The organism is Betaproteobacteria bacterium, from assembly GCA_016720065.1.
GTDB lineage: Bacteria > Pseudomonadota > Gammaproteobacteria > Burkholderiales > Rhodocyclaceae > SSSZ01.
The window spans coordinates 1990992-2010060 of record JADJXY010000002.1 but is presented as its reverse complement, the minus strand read 5'-3'; the positions used below and the strand labels follow the sequence as shown (position 1 = coordinate 2010060).

21 protein-coding genes are annotated in these 19069 nt (G+C 66.9%); 7 read left to right on the top strand and 14 right to left on the bottom strand.

Annotated elements, in window-relative coordinates; all coding sequences use genetic code 11:
• The first annotated feature begins 6 nt into the window (after positions 1-6).
• Both IPM73_12625 and IPM73_12620 read left to right on the top strand, forming a co-directional pair.
• Positions 7-306, top strand: a complete 300-nt coding sequence (locus tag IPM73_12625) for a hypothetical protein (protein ID MBK8918855.1) — start codon at positions 7-9, stop codon at positions 304-306.
• A 71-nt stretch (positions 307-377) separates the two neighbouring features.
• Positions 378-1172: a serine/threonine-protein phosphatase gene (locus IPM73_12620; protein ID MBK8918854.1), complete on the top strand. Its 795-nt coding sequence runs from the start codon at positions 378-380 to the stop codon at positions 1170-1172.
• 76 nt (positions 1173-1248) lie between these two features.
• Here the strand turns inward: IPM73_12620 and IPM73_12615 are convergent, their stop codons facing one another.
• The 5 genes from IPM73_12615 to IPM73_12595 form a co-directional block, all read right to left on the bottom strand.
• Entirely contained in the window at positions 1249-2658 is a 1410-nt protein-coding gene (locus IPM73_12615) for a DEAD/DEAH box helicase (protein ID MBK8918853.1), read from the bottom strand.
• 80 nt (positions 2659-2738) lie between these two features.
• Positions 2739-3101, bottom strand: a complete 363-nt coding sequence (locus tag IPM73_12610; GenBank protein MBK8918852.1) for a response regulator — start codon at positions 3099-3101, stop codon at positions 2739-2741.
• Positions 3094-5751, bottom strand: coding sequence for a HAMP domain-containing protein (locus IPM73_12605; protein ID MBK8918851.1), 2658 nt, complete (start codon positions 5749-5751; stop codon positions 3094-3096). Before IPM73_12605 ends, IPM73_12610 begins: the two co-directional genes overlap by 8 nt.
• Before the next feature lie 85 nt (positions 5752-5836).
• A complete protein-coding gene (locus IPM73_12600) occupies positions 5837-6286 on the bottom strand; it encodes a hypothetical protein (GenBank protein MBK8918850.1) in 450 nt (149 codons plus the stop codon).
• Between the two features lie 36 nt (positions 6287-6322).
• Positions 6323-6796 (bottom strand): hypothetical protein, encoded by a 474-nt coding sequence (locus IPM73_12595; protein MBK8918849.1) that lies wholly within the window; start codon positions 6794-6796, stop codon positions 6323-6325.
• A gap of 82 nt (positions 6797-6878) precedes the next feature.
• Here IPM73_12595 and IPM73_12590 point away from each other — a divergent pair, with 82 nt between their 5' ends.
• The 5 genes from IPM73_12590 (at position 6879) to IPM73_12570 (ending at position 12394) form a co-directional block, all read left to right on the top strand.
• On the top strand, positions 6879-8195 hold the full coding sequence (locus IPM73_12590; protein ID MBK8918848.1) for an extracellular solute-binding protein: 1317 nt from the start codon (positions 6879-6881) through the stop codon (positions 8193-8195).
• Entirely contained in the window at positions 8195-8923 is a 729-nt protein-coding gene (gene ugpQ / locus IPM73_12585; protein ID MBK8918847.1) for a glycerophosphodiester phosphodiesterase, read from the top strand. The genes IPM73_12590 and ugpQ overlap by 1 nt, the downstream gene beginning before the upstream one ends.
• A gap of 93 nt (positions 8924-9016) precedes the next feature.
• The gene (locus IPM73_12580; protein ID MBK8918846.1) at positions 9017-9367 is read left to right on the top strand and encodes a hypothetical protein; all 351 of its coding nucleotides are present in this window, start codon (positions 9017-9019) and stop codon (positions 9365-9367) included.
• Positions 9368-9479: 112 nt separating this feature from the next.
• Positions 9480-12095, top strand: coding sequence for an alanine--tRNA ligase (gene alaS / locus IPM73_12575; protein ID MBK8918845.1), 2616 nt, complete (start codon positions 9480-9482; stop codon positions 12093-12095).
• A complete protein-coding gene (locus IPM73_12570; protein ID MBK8918844.1) occupies positions 12092-12394 on the top strand; it encodes a hypothetical protein in 303 nt (100 codons plus the stop codon). Before alaS ends, IPM73_12570 begins: the two co-directional genes overlap by 4 nt.
• A gap of 241 nt (positions 12395-12635) precedes the next feature.
• On the opposite strand, the gene IPM73_12565 is transcribed toward IPM73_12570, so the two are convergent.
• From IPM73_12565 to IPM73_12525, 9 genes are all read right to left on the bottom strand, one after another.
• Entirely contained in the window at positions 12636-13037 is a 402-nt protein-coding gene (locus tag IPM73_12565; GenBank protein ID MBK8918843.1) for a type II toxin-antitoxin system VapC family toxin, read from the bottom strand.
• On the bottom strand, positions 13037-13291 hold the full coding sequence (locus IPM73_12560; GenBank protein MBK8918842.1) for a type II toxin-antitoxin system prevent-host-death family antitoxin: 255 nt from the start codon (positions 13289-13291) through the stop codon (positions 13037-13039). The genes IPM73_12565 and IPM73_12560 overlap by 1 nt, the downstream gene beginning before the upstream one ends.
• 346 nt (positions 13292-13637) lie before the next feature.
• The gene (locus tag IPM73_12555) at positions 13638-13958 is read right to left on the bottom strand and encodes a heavy metal-binding domain-containing protein (GenBank protein MBK8918841.1); all 321 of its coding nucleotides are present in this window, start codon (positions 13956-13958) and stop codon (positions 13638-13640) included.
• A 17-nt stretch (positions 13959-13975) separates the two neighbouring features.
• Positions 13976-15364 carry a phosphomannomutase/phosphoglucomutase gene (locus IPM73_12550; protein ID MBK8918840.1) on the bottom strand — a complete coding sequence of 463 codons (1389 nt, stop codon included), beginning with the start codon at positions 15362-15364 and terminating at the stop codon, positions 13976-13978.
• Positions 15365-15374: 10 nt separating this feature from the next.
• The gene (locus tag IPM73_12545; GenBank protein MBK8918839.1) at positions 15375-16331 is read right to left on the bottom strand and encodes an alpha/beta fold hydrolase; all 957 of its coding nucleotides are present in this window, start codon (positions 16329-16331) and stop codon (positions 15375-15377) included.
• Positions 16328-16771: a nuclear transport factor 2 family protein gene (locus IPM73_12540; protein ID MBK8918838.1), complete on the bottom strand. Its 444-nt coding sequence runs from the start codon at positions 16769-16771 to the stop codon at positions 16328-16330. Before IPM73_12540 ends, IPM73_12545 begins: the two co-directional genes overlap by 4 nt.
• Positions 16768-17781, bottom strand: a complete 1014-nt coding sequence (waaF, locus tag IPM73_12535; protein MBK8918837.1) for a lipopolysaccharide heptosyltransferase II — start codon at positions 17779-17781, stop codon at positions 16768-16770. Before waaF ends, IPM73_12540 begins: the two co-directional genes overlap by 4 nt.
• A gap of 100 nt (positions 17782-17881) precedes the next feature.
• Positions 17882-18073, bottom strand: coding sequence for a zinc-finger domain-containing protein (locus IPM73_12530; protein ID MBK8918836.1), 192 nt, complete (start codon positions 18071-18073; stop codon positions 17882-17884).
• A 22-nt stretch (positions 18074-18095) separates the two neighbouring features.
• Complete coding sequence (locus IPM73_12525; protein MBK8918835.1) at positions 18096-19016, bottom strand: branched-chain amino acid transaminase; 921 nt, start codon at positions 19014-19016, stop codon at positions 18096-18098.
• Positions 19017-19069: the final 53 nt, after the last annotated feature.

Genomic DNA, 19069 nt, shown 5'->3' with positions numbered 1-19069 from the left:
GCGCGCATGAGCACGGAAAGCTACGTCGACCCCAGCGGGAAGGAGCGGCCGGATCGCCGCCGACGCCCGGAACTGCGCGAGCTGTTCGAGAGTGCCTACCGGCTCGTGGAACCTTTTTTCGATCCGGCGACGGGTTGGGGCGGGCGCTCCCTGGACCATCTGGCCTTCCGGCTCCTGCGCGAAAATTTCCCCGCCCTGTCGGCGGAGGACGTGCGCGTGGTGGTCGCCGCCGCCCACCGGGTTTATATCAGCGCCCATCCGGACAGCAGCGGCCACTTGCGCCGCCCGGAGGAATTCGCCCGCTGACGCGGCACGGGGACGCCCCGATGTCGAACCCTGACGTTCGTGCTATTCTCCGCCGCCGGAGGGGGAGCGTCATGCCGATCAGCGTCGATGCCTGCGTCGCGCAGCATCAAGGGGACCGCAAAGAACAACAGGACCGGGTGGCCATTCTGCCCCACGGACGGGTCCGTGGCGTCGTCCTCGCCGTGGTGGCCGACGGCATGGGCGGGCACACCGGGGGCGTCCTGGCCGCGGAGCAGGTGGTCCACACCGCCCGCACCAACCTGGAGCAATACTCCCCCAGCGAAGATACCGATCGCCAGTTGCTGGAAAACAGCCTGCTCGAAGCCCACACCATGATCAAGGCTTCGCGCTTCATGAACGAGAAGGATCCCCACAGCACCGGCGTCCTGCTCCTGCTGCGTCCGGGGCGGGTCAGTTGGGCCCACTGCGGCGACAGCCGCCTCTACCGCTTCCACAAGGGCAAGATGACCTTTCGCACCACCGACCACTCCTACGTGGAGCATCTGGTGGCCAGCGGCAAGATCACCCCGGAGCAGGCCCTGGTGCATCCCAATCGCAACATCCTGCTCACCTCCCTGGGGGGGCGTGAAGAACCGCGCCACGACTTCGGGACGGCCTCCGACCTGGCTGGGGGAGATGCCTTCCTGCTCTGTTCGGACGGCCTCTGGGCCTATTTCGAACCGGGTGAGATGGGGGCCATCGTGGCCGAAAAAAGCGCCCGGGATGCCTCGGAAACCCTCATTGCCCTCGCCCGCGAGCGCGCCAAGGGGGAGGGGGACAACCTATCCCTGGCCATCATCAAGCTCAACGAAGTGGAAGCGAAAAAACCGGCCGTGCAGGCGGGGTTCCGCCGCCCGGTATCGTAGAGCTGGCCTCGCTTCGCCTGGGGCGCGGGGCAGTACTCACCCGCCCGCGGCGCGAGCGCGACTCCGCCTGGAAGCCCTACTTGCGGCCCAGGCCGCCCAGCAGGGCTGCAACGACTTTCTGAGGTTTGTGGGGGTCGGCCTTGGGCGGCGCCGTTGGGGAATCGGGCACTTCACCGCGGGACTCGTAGGGCTGGCTGAAATCGAAGCCGTCGGCCGCGATCATGCGGTCGCGTCCGCCGCGGGGGCGCTTTTCCGGTCGCTGGGCCAGAGGCGCCCGCGGGGGCGGCGGTGGCGCAGCCGATGCACGGCGCTTGCGGTTGCCTGGGGGGTATTCGTAAGCCGGCTCCGGCTCGAAACCCGCGACCTCGATCTGCTCGATGGGGCGCTTGATGAGCTTTTCGATATCCACCAGGTAGACCACTTCGTGGGCGCTCACCAGGGAGATGGCATTGCCCTGCTTGCCCGCGCGCCCGGTGCGGCCGATGCGGTGCACGTAGTCTTCCGGGGTGTGGGGCAGTTCGTAATTGATGACGTAGGGCAGGTCGTCGATGTCCAGGCCCCGGGCGGCCACGTCGGTGGCCACCAGCACATGGGTGGTGCCGGCCTTGAAGGCGTCCAGGGCTTTCAGGCGGTCGAGCTGGCTCTTGTCACCGTGGATGGCGTCAGCGTGGATGCCGGCCCGCTGCAGTTCCCGCGCCAGGCGCCCGCAGCCCTGCTTGGTGCGCACGAAGACGATGGCCTGGGTGATGTCGCCGGATTTGAGCAGCTTGGTGAGCAGGCCGCGCTTGCCGTAGTCGGAGACCGGATGGACGCGGTGGGCGATGGTTTCCGAAACCTGGTTGCGGCGGGCCACCTCGACCAGCACCGGCGCCTTCAGCATGGTGTCGGCCAGCCGTTTGATTTCTTCCGAGAAGGTGGCGGAAAAAAGCAGGCTCTGCCGGGTTTGGGGCAGCATCTTGAGGATGCGGGTGACGTCGGGGATGAAGCCCATATCCAGCATGCGGTCGGCTTCATCCAGCACCAGGGCCTGCACCGCAGCGAAGCTCACCGACTTGTGTTCGACGTGATCCAGGAGCCGTCCCGGGGTGGCGACCATGATTTCGACCCCGCGCCGCAGTTCCTCGATCTGGGGTTTGATGTCCACGCCGCCGAAAGCGCACATGGCGCGCAGGGGGGTGTGCTTGCTGTAGGTCTTCACCGATTCGAAGACCTGCAACGCGAGTTCGCGGGTGGGGGCGAGGATCAGGGCGCGCACCGGGTGGCGGGCCGGGGAAGGGCTGCTGCTGGCGTGGGGCAGCAGGCGTTGCAGGATGGGCAGGGTGAAGGCGGCGGTCTTGCCCGTGCCGGTCTGGGCGCCCCCCATGATGTCCTGGCCGGCCAGGACGAGGGGAATGGCCTTGGCCTGGATGGGCGTCGGGCGGGTGTAGCCCTCGTCGGTGACGGCGCGCAGGATTTCCGGCGCCAGGCCAAGATCGGCGAAGGTGATTTCGGCGGGAGGGGCGGCGCCGTCCGCGGGAAGATTAGGGTCGGACATGGGCGCGCATTATACGCCCTCTCGCGGTAGGGTCAGGGGCGCCCGACAACGGCTTCCATGGCCGCCATGGTGACGGGTTTGATCAGGATGTCGTCGAAACCCGCCGCCATGATGCGGGCGCGCTCGTCGTCGTAGGCGTGGGCGGTGTACGCGACGATGCGCAGGCCTGCGCCATCGGGGCGGTCCCGCATGGCGCGGCAGGTTTCTTCGCCGGACAGCCCCGGCATGCTGACGTCGAGGAGGATGAGGGTGTAGCGGCCGTGCTCCAGGCGGGCGAGGGCGGCGGCGCCGCCATCCACGTCGTCCACCGGCCAGCCCAGCTTGCTCAGCAAGGCCCGGGCGAGGATGCGGTTGGTGGGATTGTCGTCGACGACGAGAGCGCGGGGTTCAGGCATCGGGGGCTCGCAGGGGGAGGCGGACGGTGAAGGTGGCGCCTTCACCCGGTACGGATTCCAGTTCGACCTTTCCTCCCATGTGCTCGACCAGTTGCTTGACCAGGGCCAGACCCAGGCCGGTGCCCCCCTGGCTGCGGGTGAGGAAGTGCTCGACCTGCTTGAATTTCTCGAAGACCAGGTCGTGATACTCGGGGGCGATGCCGGGGCCCGTGTCGGTGACGGCAAAGAGGATTTCGTCGCCGCTGCGGGACAACGCCAGGCGCACGCTTCCGGCGGCGGTGAATTTGACCGCATTGCTGAGCAGGTTATTGAGTATCTGGCGCAGGCGGGTGGGGTCGCTGACCAGATGGTCCGGAAGTTCGGCGGCGCATTCCAGGGTGAGGGCCAAGCCCTTGGCCTCCGCCGGGCCGCGGTGCAGGGTGGCGACCTCGTCGGCCAGATCCCTCAGGGGGATTTCGCTCCACTGGAATTCCATCTTGCCCGCCTCGACCTTGGAGAGATCGAGGATCTCATTGACCAGACTGAGGAGGTGCTGGCCGCTGTCCTGGATCACCCGGGCGTATTCCTGCTGGGCCGGGTCGCTCAGTTCCGCCTGAAGGATTTCGGCAAAGCCGAGGATGCCGTTCAGGGGCGTGCGCAATTCGTGGGACATGCTGGCCAGGAACTCGGACTTCATGCGATTGGCCTCTTCCGCCCGCTGGCGCGCGTCTTCCAGGCGGCGGAAGGATTCGGATACCGAATCGGCCATGCCGTTGAAGGAGCGGGCCAGTTCGCCCATTTCGTCGGTGGAGCCGGCGTCGAGACGATGATCGAGCTGCCCGCCCTGGAAGCGGTGGATACCGTCGATCATGCCCGTGATGCGCCGGGTGAGGAAATTGGCCATCCACACCGCGATGAAGATGACGATGACGATCATCACCGCGGTAGACCCCCACAGGCCCCAGGACGTGCGCGTGAGGCTGGCGTCGATGGATTCCAGCAGGCTGGCGCGCTGGGCCTTGAAAGTCTTGTCTTTTTCCGCCACCACCTGGCCGATGCGGCTGGCGGTCTCGGTGGCGGCCTTGTGGAATTCGTCCACGTTGGCGCCGATGGTGACGAAGCCGAAACCCTGGGCGGACTTGCCGTACCGGCCGGTGTAGTAAGGGATCGCCGCGGCAGTGGTGAGCTTCCACAGGCCCGAGAAGAAGATGACGAAGGAACCTGAGCCGCCGTGCTCGGTGACCGCGTTCCAGCCATCGCACTGGGGCGAGAAATTCAGGTAGCGGCAGTCGAGGGCCACCGTGCCGGCCTTGACCAGGGCCTTGGCGGGCTTCTTCTTCAGGTTCTGGTCCCGGAAGGGCGGAATTGCGGCCAGGAATTCGTGGGAGGGCTTGCCACTGGCCTGCCACTCGGCGAACAGTTCCTCGTCCATCCAGGGTGTTTCGGGAAGGCCTGTGTCCGGGTTGTAGCCGACGATGAAGTAATCCCGTGGGTGCGAGATCGAACGGCTCTTGTGGTCCCACAGGAAGGCGTAGTTGCCTTTGATGGCGTCGGCGATGGGCGTGTAGCGTTCGTCCGTGGGCATGAGCCGGTCGGAAAACTGGCGGATGTGGTCATGGTCCAGGGCCAGGGTCACGTAGCCGGTGATACGGCCCCCGCGCACCACCGGGGTGGTCCAGCGCACAATGCCCCGGAAGCGCTTGCCCAAGGGGTTCTCCGTCCCCGCATAGGCGGATTTTTCCGGCTCGAAGGGCTTGCCCGCCTTTTCCAGGGCGGCGGGGACGTAAGGGCCGATGATCTGGGTCGGCACGTAGGCGCCGATGACCTCGGAAACGTGAATCTCGCCGGGTTTCAGTGCGGCGAGTTCGGCGAAATAGGTTTCGGCGCGGACGAAGGTCTGGCTGCGGTCGGAGACCCTGCGCGGGCGAGGATCGGTCAGGTCGCCCCGAGTGACTTTGACGCGCTCCTGGCCGTCCAGGCCGACGAAGGTGGCCTCGACGAACAGGGGGCGGTCTTCCTTCTCTCCCAGGTATTCCGCCGGGCGGGCGTGGAAATCCTTGGCGTTGTCCGGCAGCACCGGTCGCGTCACCTTGGCTTCCCGCCGTGCAGGCTCCGAGGCGACCCAGGTCTTGCCGTCCTCGGACAATTTCCAGGTGCCGTGACGGTAGAGGGGGCGGGTGCGCCGGTCCAGGAAGCGGGCAAAGGCGGCCTCCGAGGGCTCCTGGTCCGAGAGGGCCAGAATGTCGCGGTCCCGGTCGTAGAGGAAACTGGCGATTTCCTTGGCGGTGTCGGTGGTCATCTCTTCGATGGCCTCCCGGGAGCGCAGGTCCAGGGCGCGGATCGAATCGTCGGTGACGGTCTTGCCCACGCTGCCCAGGGTTTCCAGGGTGGCGTCGGCCATGGCTCCGGCCTGGTTCGAAACATCCTCACCCAGGCTGCGGGCGGCGTGCCAGGCAAACCACGCCAGCAGCACCAGGGGCAGCACCTTGATGAGGACGAAGATGGCAATCAGCTTGCCACGGATGCCGGCGAGAATGCCTGGCGGCTTCACGAAGGTCTCCTTCCCGCGGGTTCCATTGTGGCAGGACCGGTCGTCAGAGCCTGCGAAATTCTCGGGCGCGTCCGAGCGGCGTGCACAGGTGTGTACGATCAAGGCGCAAAGCACGGCCATAGCTGGGGCTATGGCGAGCTCTTGCAACGCCGAGCGGGCGCACTTGGGCATGACGAGCGGGGGCGAACGGAATTTTCACAGTTTCTCAGTGCTTGGCGGACTTTTCGGTCGCGGCCTCAGCCTTGTCCGCCGGGGCGGAGTCAGCCTTCGCGGAGGCCTTCTCGTCCCCCTTCTCGGCGCCGGATTCCTTGCTCTTGTGCTCTTCTGCAGGGGCCTCGGCGGCCTTTTTCTTTTTCTTGCCCGGGGGTTCCGGCGGAGGCAACTGAGGCTCGACCGTTTCGATCTTGTTGTCGCGCATGTAACTGTCCATCTCCCGCCAGCCGGCGAAGACGGCGGCCTTGGGCAGCCAGGAGTAGATGGAATAACAATCCTCGATGGCCCGCCCCGACTGGCGGCAGGCGCTGCCCACCGCCTTGCCTTCGGCTTCCTGCTGGGCTTCCTTCTTGGTCGGGTCCTCGAGGCCCAGCTTCTGGCCGATCTGGTCGCAGGCCGAGAGCAGGGTCAAAAAAGGCAGCAGAAAGAGGGTTTTGCGCATGGCGGGCATTCTTCCCACAACCGGCCCGCCCGTCAATCAGTACAAGCCGCCGTGGCTCCCGGCTACGGCCCCCGCGGCGGCGGCCAGGCTGGCACTGAGCAGCAGCCAGTGCAGGCGCTGGATGCGCCGGAAGGTCCCCTCGGGGTCGCGACGGGCGCGCTCCAGGAACCAGCGGTGCAGGACGAGGGGCTCCAGGACGAAGAGCATGAGGGTAAATAGCGCCCAGATCGCCACCATGGCGTGCATCCACCAGAAGGCCGGCGAGGCGAAGCGCTCCCAGGCGCTCAAGAGATGAACCAGCCAAAGCCCGGAAAGGCCGGTGAACAGGGTGGTGACGCGGGCCTGGCGGGCGAAGCCCTGCTCGATGTTCTCGAAGAAGGCGACGCGCTCGGCGGCGGTCTTCAGGCGCCCGACGGCGGGCAGCAGGACCGTGGTGACGAAGGCGACGCCCCCGATCCACAGGATGACGCCGAGGACATGGACCAGGCGGGCGAGGGCAAATTCGTTCATGGCGTCAGTATATCCCGGGCTCCAGGTCCCCTGCCGCGACCGGCTATAATCGCGCCCTTGTCCCATTCGCATCGGAGTCCCCATGCCCATGAAGAACCTGCCGCTCACGGTTCTGGCCTGTGTCCTGTTGGCCACCGCGGCCGTTCCCGTCACGGCCGCCCCGGCCAAGGCCGCAAAGCCCGCCAAGGCGAAGACCGAAGCCCCCGCCGCCCGGGTGGAAATTGCCCTGGCCCACCAATTGGGCAGCGTAGGCGCGGAAAACCTGCAACGCCTGGTGGAGCGCTACAACGGGAGCCAGTCCGGCGCCGAGATCAAGCTCGTCCACGCGGCGGAGGGCGAAAAGCCCACGGTCCTCAACCTGGTGCGTCGCCAGGACGTTCTGGAGGCCATCGCCGGGAAGGCTGCCTTCAAGCCCCTGCACGAAGTGATGAAGGAAGCCAAGGAAGCCTTCAAGCCGGAAATCATCTCCCCCGACCTGCGCGCGGGTACCACCGACGAGAAGGGCCGCTTCTTCGCCCTGCCGGTGGCCTATTCGACGCCCGTACTGTTCTACAACCGCAACGCCCTGCGCAAGGCCGGTCTGGACCCGGACCAGCCGCCACGCACCTGGATGGAGGTGCAGCAGACGGCCGACAAACTCCAGGATGCCGGCGAGAAGTGCCCCTACACCACTTCCTGGCCGGTGTGGATCCACATCGACAACGTCAGCGCCCTGTCCGGGGTTCCGGTGGCGACGGCGAAGGGCGAACTCGCCTTCAACGCTCTGCCCCAGGTCAAGCACATCGCCATGCTGGCCACCTGGCACAAGGCCAAGTTCTTCCGGGATTTCGGGCGGCGCAACGAAGCCGACAAGCACTTCCTCAACGGCGAGTGCGCCATGATCACCACCGACTCCTGGGCCCATACGGGCTTCCGCGAAGCCCGGGGCGTCGAGCTCGGCGTCGCCCCCCTGCCGCATCACGACGATGTTTTCGGCGGCCGGCAGCACACCCTGGCCGACGGCGCGTCCCTGTGGATTGGGGCCGGCTACAAGGCGCCCGAATACAAGGCCGCCGCCCGCTTCGTGGCCTGGCTGCTGACGCCGGACGTACAGGTCGAACTGGCCCGCACCTACGGCCAGCTTCCCCTGACCGATGGCGCCCGCTCGGCGCTCAAGGCCCAGGTGCAGCGGGATCGGGACCACACCCTCGACGTGGCCTATGCCTCGATGAAGGGCTGGGGTTCGACCCACCCCCTGCGCATTTTCGGGATCGACCCGGTGCGCCTCATCCTCGACGAGGAACTGGAGGCCGTCTGGGCGGACAGCAAACCCGCCAAGGCGGCCCTGGATACCGCCGTGAGCCGTGGCAACGCGGTGCTTTCCGCCAAGCCGGCCCTCAAGAAGGCCATTCCTTTCTGATGGCCGCTTATCCGCTCGCCCGCTGGATCGCCCATCGGGGCGGCGGCTGCCTGGCGCCGGAAAACACCCTGGAGGGCTTCCGGCTGGCGGCCCGCCTGGGGTTCCGGGCGGTGGAATTCGATGTGATGCTTACCCGGGACGGCGTGCCGGTACTCATCCACGACGAAACCCTGGAACGCACCACCGACGGCCAGGGCCGGGTCTGCGAGCGGAACTGGGCTGAGCTTGCCGGCCTGGACGCCGGTCGCTGGCTGCATCGGGCCTGGGCTGGGGTGGGCATTCCCCGCCTGGACGAGGTGCTGGCGCTGTGCGCCCGCCTCGGCCTGGGTGTGAACGTGGAAATCAAGCCCGCGGCGGGCCACGACGAAGCCACCGGTCGCATTGTCGCCGAGCAGGTGGCCGCCTGCTGGCCGGCTGCACTGCCAGCGGTGCTTTCCTCATTTTCCGAGCCTGCCCTGGCCGCCGCCCGCGCGGCGGCGCCAGGGCAGACCCGGGCGCTCCTGGTGGAGGCGCTTCCCGAGGACTGGCGGGAACGCCTCGCCCGCCTGGGCTGCTCCCTGCTCCACGGCCGGGCCGCCGACCTGGACGCCGCGGCCCTGGCCGATCTGCGGGCGGCGGGGGTTCCGGTGGCCGCCTATACGGTGAATCGGGCCGAAGACGCGGCGCGCTGTTTCGACATGGGCATCGCCGCGCTGTTCACCGATCGCCTCGATGGCCTCGGACCGTGAAACAATTGCTGACAGTCGCTTGCAGCCGAAGCGGCCCCGCGGTGGGTTAATCCGGCCATGGGATCGTCCCATGCCACACACAAGGAGAAACGCATGAACGCCAGGAACATCCTTTTCGCCGCCTGCCTCGCCCTTCCCGTCGCCGCCTTTGCCCAGAGCACGGGGCGCATCGACCAGCGCCAGGCCAACCAGGCATCGCGCATCGACCAGGGGCAGGCTTCCGGTGCCCTGAGCAACCGCGAAGCCGCCCGCCTGGAGCGCGGCCAGCAGCACGTCCAGAACCTGGAAAACAAGGCTGTGGCGGACGGCACGGTGACCGGTCGCGAGGCTGCCCGCATCGAGCATGCCCAGGACGTGCAGAGCCGCCGCATCGCCCGCCAGAAGCACGACCGGCAGCATGACTACAATCACAACGGCGTGACCGATCACCGGCGCAGAAACTGATTGCCCCGGCCGCCCCCCCAGAAACCCGCCCTCCGGCGGGTTTCTGCTTTTGCCGTCGTGCTTTCATTTAAAATCGGGCGCTTCGCATTTCCGCCCCCCGAGGCCCCAGCTTATGAAAAGCTCCGCAATCCGCCAGCAGTTCCTCGACTTCTTTGCCTCCAAGGGCCACCAGATCGTCGCTTCCTCGTCGCTGGTGCCCCACGAAGACCCGACCCTGCTGTTCACCAACGCCGGGATGAACCAGTTCAAGGACGTTTTCCTCGGTTTCGACAAGCGGCCCTACACCCGTGCCACCACCTCGCAGAAATGCGTGCGTGCCGGCGGCAAGCACAACGACCTGGAAAACGTCGGCTACACCGCCCGCCACCACACGTTCTTCGAGATGCTGGGCAATTTCAGTTTCGGCGACTACTTCAAGCGCGATGCCATCAAGTACGCCTGGGAACTGCTCACCGAAGTCTACAAGCTGCCCAAGGACAAGCTGACGGTCACTGTGTATGCCGAGGACGACGAAGCCTACGACATCTGGACCAGGGAAATCGGCGTGCCGGTGGAGCGGGTCATCCGCATCGGCGACAACAAGGGCGCCCGCTACGCTTCTGACAACTTCTGGATGATGGGCGACACTGGCCCCTGCGGCCCGTGCACCGAAATCTTCTACGACCACGGCGAACAGCACTGGGGCGGCCCCCCGGGAAGCCCCGAAGAAGACGGCGACCGCTTCATCGAAATCTGGAACAACGTCTTCATGCAGTTCAACCGGGACGAGGCCGGCGTCATGCACCCGCTGCCCAAGCCCAGCGTGGACACCGGCATGGGCCTGGAACGCATCTCGGCCGTGCTGCAAGGCGTGCACGCCAATTACGAGATCGACCTCTTCCAGGCCCTGCTCAAGGCCGCCGCCCGCGAAACCAGCGGGGCCGACATGGACAGCCCGTCCTTGAAGGTATTGGCCGACCACATCCGCGCCTGTTCCTTCCTCATCGCCGACGGCGTCATCCCGGGCAACGAGGGCCGTGGCTACGTGCTGCGCCGCATCATTCGCCGCGCCATCCGCCACGGCTACAAGCTGGGCGCCCGCGCTGCCTTCTTCCACAAGATGGTGCCGGACCTGGTGGCCGAAATGGGTATTGCCTATCCGGAACTGGCCCAGCACCAGGCGAAGGTCATGGCGACGCTGAAGCAGGAGGAAGATCGTTTCTTCGAGACCATCGAGCACGGCATGGCCATCCTCGAGGGCGAACTCAAGGCCCTGCCCGAGGGTGGCGTCTTCAATGGCGAGACGGCTTTCAAGCTGCACGACACCTACGGCTTCCCCCTGGACCTCACCGCCGACATCTGCCGCGAGCGCCAGGTGACGGTGGACGGCGCCGCCTTCGACGCCGCCATGGCCCGCCAGAAGGAACAGGCCCGCGCCGCCGGCAAGTTCAAGATGGCCGCCAATCTGGACTACGACGGCCCGGCCACCGCCTTCCACGGTTACGACACCCTGGAATACAAGGCCAACGTCCTCGCGCTGTACAAGGACGGCACCCCTGTGAATCAACTGCATGAGGGCGAGATGGGCGTGGTCGTCCTCGACAACACCCCCTTCTACGCCGAATCCGGCGGCCAGGTGGGCGACCGCGGCGCCTTGCAGTCGGTGCACGGCATCTTCGCCGTCGAGGAGACGCAAAAGATCCAGGCTGCCGTCTTCGGCCACCACGGCGTAGTCAAGACCGGCACCCTCACGGTCGGCAACGGCGTCACCGCCAAGGTGGACGTTCTCGCCCGCCAGCGCACCATGCGCAACCACTCCGCCACCCATCTGCTGCACAAGGCCCTGCGTGAAGTGCTGGGCGACCACGTGCAGCAGAAGGGCTCCCAGGTGGACCCGGACAAGACCCGCTTCGACTTCGTCCATAACCAGCCGATGAGCGACGAAGAAATCCGCGAGGTCGAGGTCATCGTCAACGCCGAGGTGCTGGCCAACGGGGCCACCGAATGCCGCGTCCTGCCCATCGCCGAAGCCCAGAAGCTGGGCGCCATGATGCTCTTCGGCGAAAAGTACGGCGACGAGGTGCGGGTGCTCGACATCGGTTCCTCCCGGGAACTGTGCGGCGGCACCCATGTGGCCCGCACCGGAGACATCGGTCTCTTCAAGATCGTGGCGGAGGCCGGCGTCGCCGCCGGCGTGCGCCGCGTCGAGGCGATCACCGGCGATAACGCGCTGGCCCTGGTGCAGCAGCAGCAGGCGGTTCTCGATTCCGCCGCCGCCGCCTTCAAGGCCCCGGTGGCCGAGGTGCCGGGCAAGATCGCCCAGGCGCTGGACAATGTCCGCGCCTTGGAGAAGGAAGTGGCCCGCCTCAAATCCAAGCTCGCCTCCAGCCAGGGCGACGACCTGGTCAATCAGGCCGTGGACGTCAAGGGCGCCAAGGTGCTCGCCGCCCTCATGGAAGGGGCCGACGTCACGGCCTTGCGCGAGACGATGGACAAGCTGAAGGACAAGCTCAAGTCCGCCGCCGTGGTGCTGTCTTCCGTCGCTGGTGGCAAGGTGACGCTCATTGCCGGCGTCACCGCCGACCTCACCGGCAAGGTCAAGGCCGGCGAACTGGTCAATATGGTGGCCCAGCAAGTGGGCGGCAAGGGCGGCGGCCGGCCGGACATGGCCCAGGCCGGCGGCACCCAGCCGGAGAACCTGGCCGGCGCTCTCGCCTCGGTCCAGGCTTGGGTGGAGGGCAAGCTGTGAGGGCTGCCGTCGCGCTGGCCCTCCTCCTGGCCGGTGGCGCCGCCCTGGCGGCCGACCTCGACCGCACGCCCGTGGAAGCCACCACGGCCGGCGGCGAAAAGGTCCGCCTCTTCCCCAACGGCCGCTGGGAATACGTCGATGCCAAAAAGGCCGCGGACGCCCAGCAGGTGGCCGCCCAATACCCGGAGAACAAGACCCGCCCCATCGACGCCCAGGGCGGCTGGCTCCCGGGAACCCGCATGGTCGTGCCCGGCGACAAGGAATACAACCGGGGTAGCCTCAATCCCAAGACGCGCTGAGCGGGACTGTGGTTCCGGGGCGGAATTCCGGGCGTCCAATTGAGCGTTATCTTGACGAACTTATCGCCGCCAACCCCGGCGCAAAATGCTCCTCCTTAACAGCCCGCGGCCGGGTGCGGATAACCGACGCGGCCGAATGGTTGATCGGGCTTGCGGCCTGAGCCTGGGTGTTCGGCGACTGCTGGATTGCAAAACCTGATCCAGCGGGCATGACGCTTGGGGCGAGGGCCGACTCGCCCCCTCAGGCTACGGTCACTCCCGCCATCTGGGCTGCCTCTCGCAATTTGCCGTCCTGGCACGCAATGGGGAGGCCGTGACGCATGGCGAGTTCTAGATAGGCTGCATCGTAGCTGCTCAGGTTGTAGCGCATCGCCAGTTCGAACAATTGGCGCGGTGCCGGCGCGTCCGCATCGATCTCGATGGGCAGGGCGCAGACGGTATCCACGATCTGGCGGGCCGTTTCGATGTCCAGCTTGCCCCGGGCACAGGCGGTTTTCAGGACGTTGGCGAATTCGAGCTGCCAGAGTGCCGGAACCATCGCGCAGTCAGCTTCCAGCCTGACGGCAATGGCTTCCGTGTAGTCGGTCGCCTGGTCCTCGATGACCCAGCCGGTGACGACTGAGTTGCCGAGGACAAAAGGCATCAGTCGCGGCCGTCTTCTATGGCTTCGGGCAGCGAAGCGCCAAGGCTGCTACCCCGGCGAAGGCTGCGCAGCCGCGCCAGGGCACCGGAGACCCGCTCCCGTTGATCCTGATCGGCACGGGTGGGGGCATTGGCGGATACGATGCGAGCCACCGGGCAGCCATGCCGGGTGATGGTGATTTCCTCGCCCTGTTCGACAGCGGTCAGCAGTTCGGAAAGCCGGTTCTTGGCTTCAAAGACGGCAACGGTTCTCACGGGGCATTCTCAAAATTATGGATAGCCCGACTACCATAAGCGTCTCGGGCCGCTGCGTCTTTTCTCGCTTTTCGTGGTACGTCCCCGTTTACGCGTTTACGACCGAGGCGGCAGAGTGGCTGAGAGGACTCGCGGCCTGAGGCTGTTTCCGGCAGATGCTGGATTGCAAAACCTGACACTGAGCGCGCGTGCAATGAGCGTGCTATCTTGCCGAGGCACTATCTACCTCGGAAGATGCTCTTACGGTGAAACTTCATGTATTCGGCTTGTGCATTCGTAATCGGCCGACTTGTCCGAACGGTACGGATATTCTGGGACGGACCCCGCATTTGCCTCTGCCAACCCCTCACCCCACCGTCACCGCCGTCCCGCTCACCGCCACCATGAGCATCCCGTTGGTTTCCCCCAGCACTTCGTAGTCGATGTCGATACCCACCACCGCGTTGGCGCCCAGGGCCTGGGCGGCTTCGCTGAGTTCGGCGAAGGCGGTTTCCCGGGCGGAGCGTAGCGTCTTCTCGTAGGCGCCGGCGCGGCCGCCGACGATGTCGCGGATGGCGGCGAACATGTCTTTGAGAAAGTTGGCGCCGATGATGGCTTCGCCGGTGACGACGCCGTGGTAGGCGGTGATGCTACGGCCTTCGATGCTGGGGGTGGTGGTGAGCAGCATGGGGATTCCTCGGGGGGTCAGAAGGGAAGTTGGACGCCCGGCCAGACGGCGCTGATGGCCAGGCGGAAGCCGGCCTGGATGCGCTCCAGTGCCGCCGGGGTGTCGGCCTCGAAGCGCAGCACCACCACCGGCGTGGTGTTGGAGGGGCGGGCCAGGCCGAAGCCGTCGGGGTATTCGACCCGTACGCCGTCGATGGTGATGATTTCGGTGGCGCCGTCGAATCGGCCGGCAGCCTTGAGCTTGTCGATGAGGGCGAAGGGTTCGCCTTCGGCCATCTTGATATTGAGCTCCGGCGTGCTGGGCGAGTTGGGCAGGCCCTTGAGCACCGGGTTGCCGTCGGCGGCGCGGGCGAGGATCTCCAGCAGGCGTGCTCCCGTGTAGAGGCCGTCGTCGAAGCCGTACCAGCGTTCCTTGAAGAAGGTGTGGCCGCTCATTTCGCCGGCCAGCGGTGCGCCGGTTTCCTTGAGCTTCTTCTTGACCAGGGCGTGGCCGGTGTTCCACATGAGGGGCGTGCCGCCGTGCTGGCGAATCCAGGGGGCCAGCAGCCGGGTGCATTTCACGTCGTAGATGATCTGCCCGCCGGGAACGCGGGAGAGCACGTCGGCGGCGAAGAGCATGAGCTGGCGGTCGGGGTAGATGATTTCGCCGTCCTTGGTCACCACGCCCAGGCGGTCGCCGTCGCCGTCGAAGGCGATGCCGATTTCGGCGTCGGTGGTTTTCAGGGCGTGGATGACGTCCTCCAGGTTTTCCGGTTTGGAGGGGTCGGGGTGATGGTTGGGGAAGTTGCCGTCCACCTCGCAGAAAAGCGGCACGATGTCGCAGCCCAGGCGCTGGAAGAGTTCCGGGGCGATGGCACCGGCGACGCCATTGCCGCAATCCATGACGATCTTCAGGGGCCGGGCGAGTTTCACGTCGCCGACGATGCGTTCGATGTAGGCGGCCTTCACGTCGGCGCTGCGCTTCTGGCCCTGGCCGGTGCGCAGGCGGCCTTCCTCGCTGCGCCGTTTCAAGTCCTGGATGGCGTCCAGGGCCAGCGTTTCGCCGCCGACGACCATCTTCAGGCCGTTGTAGTCCGGCGGGTTGTGGCTGCCGGTGACCGAGACGCAGGAGTTGCACCCCAGTTCATAGGCGGCGAAGTAGGTCACCGGGGTCGGCACGCAGCCGACGTCGATGGCATCGATGCCGGCGGCGCAGATGCCGTCCATCAGGGCGCCGGCCAGCTCGGGGCCGGAGAGGCGGCCGTCGCGGCCGACGGCGATGGCGGTCTGGCCCTTTTCGGCGGCGAGGGAGCCGAGGGCGTGGCCGATGCGGCGCACCACGTCGGCGGTCAGCGATTTGCCGACGATGCCGCGGATGTCGTAGGCCTTGAAGATTTCGGCGGGCAGGGAAGCGGGTGCGTTGCTCATGGCGTTCTCGTTATGACGTTGCGGAATGGAAGAAGTGTAAGAGCCTTTGGGGCAACCAGTCCAGATGGCCGGGGAAGGCGCCGCTGACGAAGCCCACGTGGCCGCCCGCGGCGGGCTGTTCGAGGACGACACCGGGGCCGACTTCACCCGGGCCGGGCAGGTAGCGGGCGGGCAGGAAGGGGTCGTTGCGCGCATTCAGCACCCAGGCCGGCACTTGAATATGGGCCAGCCAGGGTTTGCTGGAGCAGCGCGCCCAATAGTCGTCCGCGCCGGCGAACCCGTGCAGCGGGCCGGTGACGGCGTCATCGAACTGATGGAGATTGCGAGCGGCTTCCATGCTCAGGGCGTCGAAGAGGCCGGGAAACTGCTGCAGCCGCTGGCGGGAGACGGCTTTCAGGGTGTTGAGGAAGTGCCGGGTGTAGACGCGGTTGAAGCCCCGGGCCAGATGGTGGCCGCAGGCCGCGAGGTCGAGGGGGGCGCAGACGGCGGCGATGGCTTGCGCGTAGCGGGCGGCATCGGCGCCCCGCTCCCCGGCCCACTTGAGCAGGGCATTGCCGCCCAGGGAGACGCCGGCAGCGAAGACCGGACAGCCGCCGTTTTCCGCTTCAAGACGGGCGAGAATCCAGTCGATTTCGTCGGAGTCACCGGAGTGATAGGCCCTCGGCCGGCGGTTCAGTTCGCCCGAGCAGCCGCGGAAGTGGGGGAGGGCCAGACGCCACCGGGCGGCCTTGCAGGCCTGGGCCAGCGATGCCGCGTAGGGGCTGCGGGAACTGCCTTCCAGGCCGTGGAAAAGCACCAACAGGGGCCGATCCGGCGGGCCGTCGAGACGGTCCACGTCGATGAAGTCACCGTCCGGGGTGGTCCAGCGCTCCCGCCGGGTGGGGGGCAAGGGCGGGCGGATGGCTCGCGGCCAGAGGGTCTGGGCGTGGCCGCCCGGCAGCCAGGCGGGAGCGGCGTAGGGGGTCAATGCAGGGTGTGGGAACCCGCCTCCTGGACCTGCGCCTGGGCCAGGGCCTGGTCGTCCCCGGCGGCGGAGGCGTGGCGGGCGACCAGGCGCCAACCATGGGCGCCGCGGGTATAGACGTGGGTGACGTGCAGGGTGCCCTGAGCCTCCGGATTGTCGCCCAGGTACAGGGTTTCGGTCAGGTGATGCACGGCGAGGACCATCCCCTGCCAGTGGTAGCGCGACTCGGTGCGCACGCGCAGGCGGCTGCTGGCCAGGATTTGCCGCCAGCTTTCGCGGATGAGCGGCAATTCCGCGATGCGGGCACCGGTGGGGTGGACGCAGACCACATCCTCGTCCTCGGCCCAGGTGAGGATGAAGGTGTCCAGATCACTCCTGGCGAGGGATTCGTAAAAGGCGGTTTCCACGTCTTCCGGACTGGGGAAATGGTTGGGCTTGGTCATGGGGACAGGTGAGCGAGGCAGGCGGCGAGGATGCGGTCCGGTTCGAGGCGCTGGAGGCAGTCCAGGTGGCCCAGGGGGCACTGGCGCTTGAAGCAGGGGCTGCACGACAGCGCGAGGCTGGCTATGGTAGCGCGTTCGCTCAGGGGCGGGGTGAAGCCGGGGGAAGACGATCCGTAGAGGGCCACCAGCGGGCGATCCAGGGCGGCGGCGACGTGCATGAGGCCGGAATCGTTGCACACCACGAGTTCCGAAAGGGCCAGGAGGTCGATGGCCTGGTCCAGTCCCGTGGCACCGCAGAGATTGCGGCAGGCCCCCGCCGCCTGGGCGACGATGGCGTCGCCCACCGCCTTGTCCTTGCCCGAGCCGAAGAGCCAGACGCTATGGCCGCGGGCCGCGAGTTCCCGGGCCAGGCGGGCAAAGTGGGCCTCGGGCCAGCGCTTGGCGGGGCCATATTCGGCGCCGGGGCAGAAGGCCACCAGACGGGTCGGCGGTGCGAGACCGAGGGACGCCAGAGCCTCTGCCTGCTGGGCCGGGGAAGAGAGCAGCCGGGGTGGCGCGATGGGGCGGGCCGGGGGGACGCCAGGGGCCTCGGCGAGCTGTGCGAAGCGCTCGACCATGAGGGGCAGGGCGGCCTTGTCCAGGCGGTGGCGGCGGTTGATGAGGCCGTAGCGCGACTCGCCGATGAAGCCCACGCGCTCCGGAATGCCGGCCAGGAATGGCACCAGGGCGGACTTGAGCGAATTGGGCAGGATGTAGGCCCGATCGTAGTGGCGCTCCGTCAGGCTGCGGGCCAGGCGCCAGCGCGCCTTGAGGGAGGTTTCGCCGTGCCCGAAGGGGCTATCGACGATGTCGGCGATTTCCGGCATGCGGCGCAGCACCGGGGCCACCCAGCGTGGCGCCAGGGCATCCAGGTGCAGGCCGGGGGTCGCTTGCAGCAGCCGCCGGAAGAGCGGCTGGGCCATCACCGCATCGCCGATCCAGGAAGGCGCGACCACCAGCGCGCGGGGCACGGGGGCGGGGTCAGCGATGAGCGGTGAGGCGGGCGGGGGAGAGGCGGCCAAGATGGCTAACCGGATGAAAGGCTTTTACACCTCGCCCTTCACTCCCCGCTCAATGATGTCCCTTGGGAAGTTCGCCCTTGAAGACGTACTTGGTGCTGCAATAGGGGCAGACCACTTCGCCGGTCTTGGTGGCATCCAGGAAAACGCGGGGATGCTGGCACCACAGGGGCGAACTGGGTTGCGGGCAGTGCAGGGGCAGGTCGTGGGCGTCGATTTCGACGGTGCGGGCGTTATCGGCCATGGTGAATTCTCCCGGGAGGGTGTCAGACGTGGGCCAGCCAGCCCGCGTGTTCGGCGGAGCGGCCATAGACCACGTCGAAATATTTGGCTTGCAGGCGGGCGGTGACCGGGCCGCGGCGGCCGATGCCGATCTGGCGGCCGTCCAGCTCGCGGATGGGGGTCACTTCGGCGGCGGTGCCGGTGAAGAAGGCTTCATCGGCGGCATAGACTTCGTCGCGGGTGATGCGCTTTTCCAGCACCGGGATGCCCATTTCCTCGGCCAGTTGCAGCACCGTGGCGCGAGTGATGCCTTCCAGGCAGGAGGTCAGATCCGGTGTGTAGATCCTGCCCTTCTTGACGATGAAGAGGTTCTCGCCGGCGCCCTCGGCCACGTAGCCTTCAGGGTCCAGCAGCATGGCCTCGTCGTAGCCGTCGTTGGTGGCTTCGTTATTGGCCAGGATGGAATTGATGTAGTGGCCACAGGCCTTGGCGCGCACCATGCTGATATTGACATGGTGACGGGTGAAGCTGGAGGTCTTGACGCGAATGCCGCGCTCCAGGCCTTCCTCGCCCAGGTAGGCACCCCACGGCCAGGCGGCGATGGCGATATGCACCTTGGCGCCCTTGGGCGAGACGCCCAGCTTTTCCGAGCCGTAGAAGGCCAGGGGGCGCAGGTAGCCGGATTCCAGCTTGTTGGCGCGGATGACTTCCTTCTGGGCCTCGTTGAGGGTGGCCTTGTCGAAGGGCATGGCCATCTGGAAGATGTGGGCCGAGTTGAAGAGGCGGTCGGTGTGGTCTTCCAGGCGGAAGATGGCAGTGCCGGATTCGGTCTTGTAAGCCCGCACGCCTTCGAAGACGCCCATGCCGTAATGCAGGGAATGGGTGAGGACGTGGGTGGTGGCGTCCCGCCAGGGCACCAGCTTGCCGTCGTACCAGATGAATCCGTCGCGATCCGCCATGGACATTTTGGGTGTCTCCGTCTTGCTGCCGAAAGCCCGACATTCTAGCCGATTTCCTC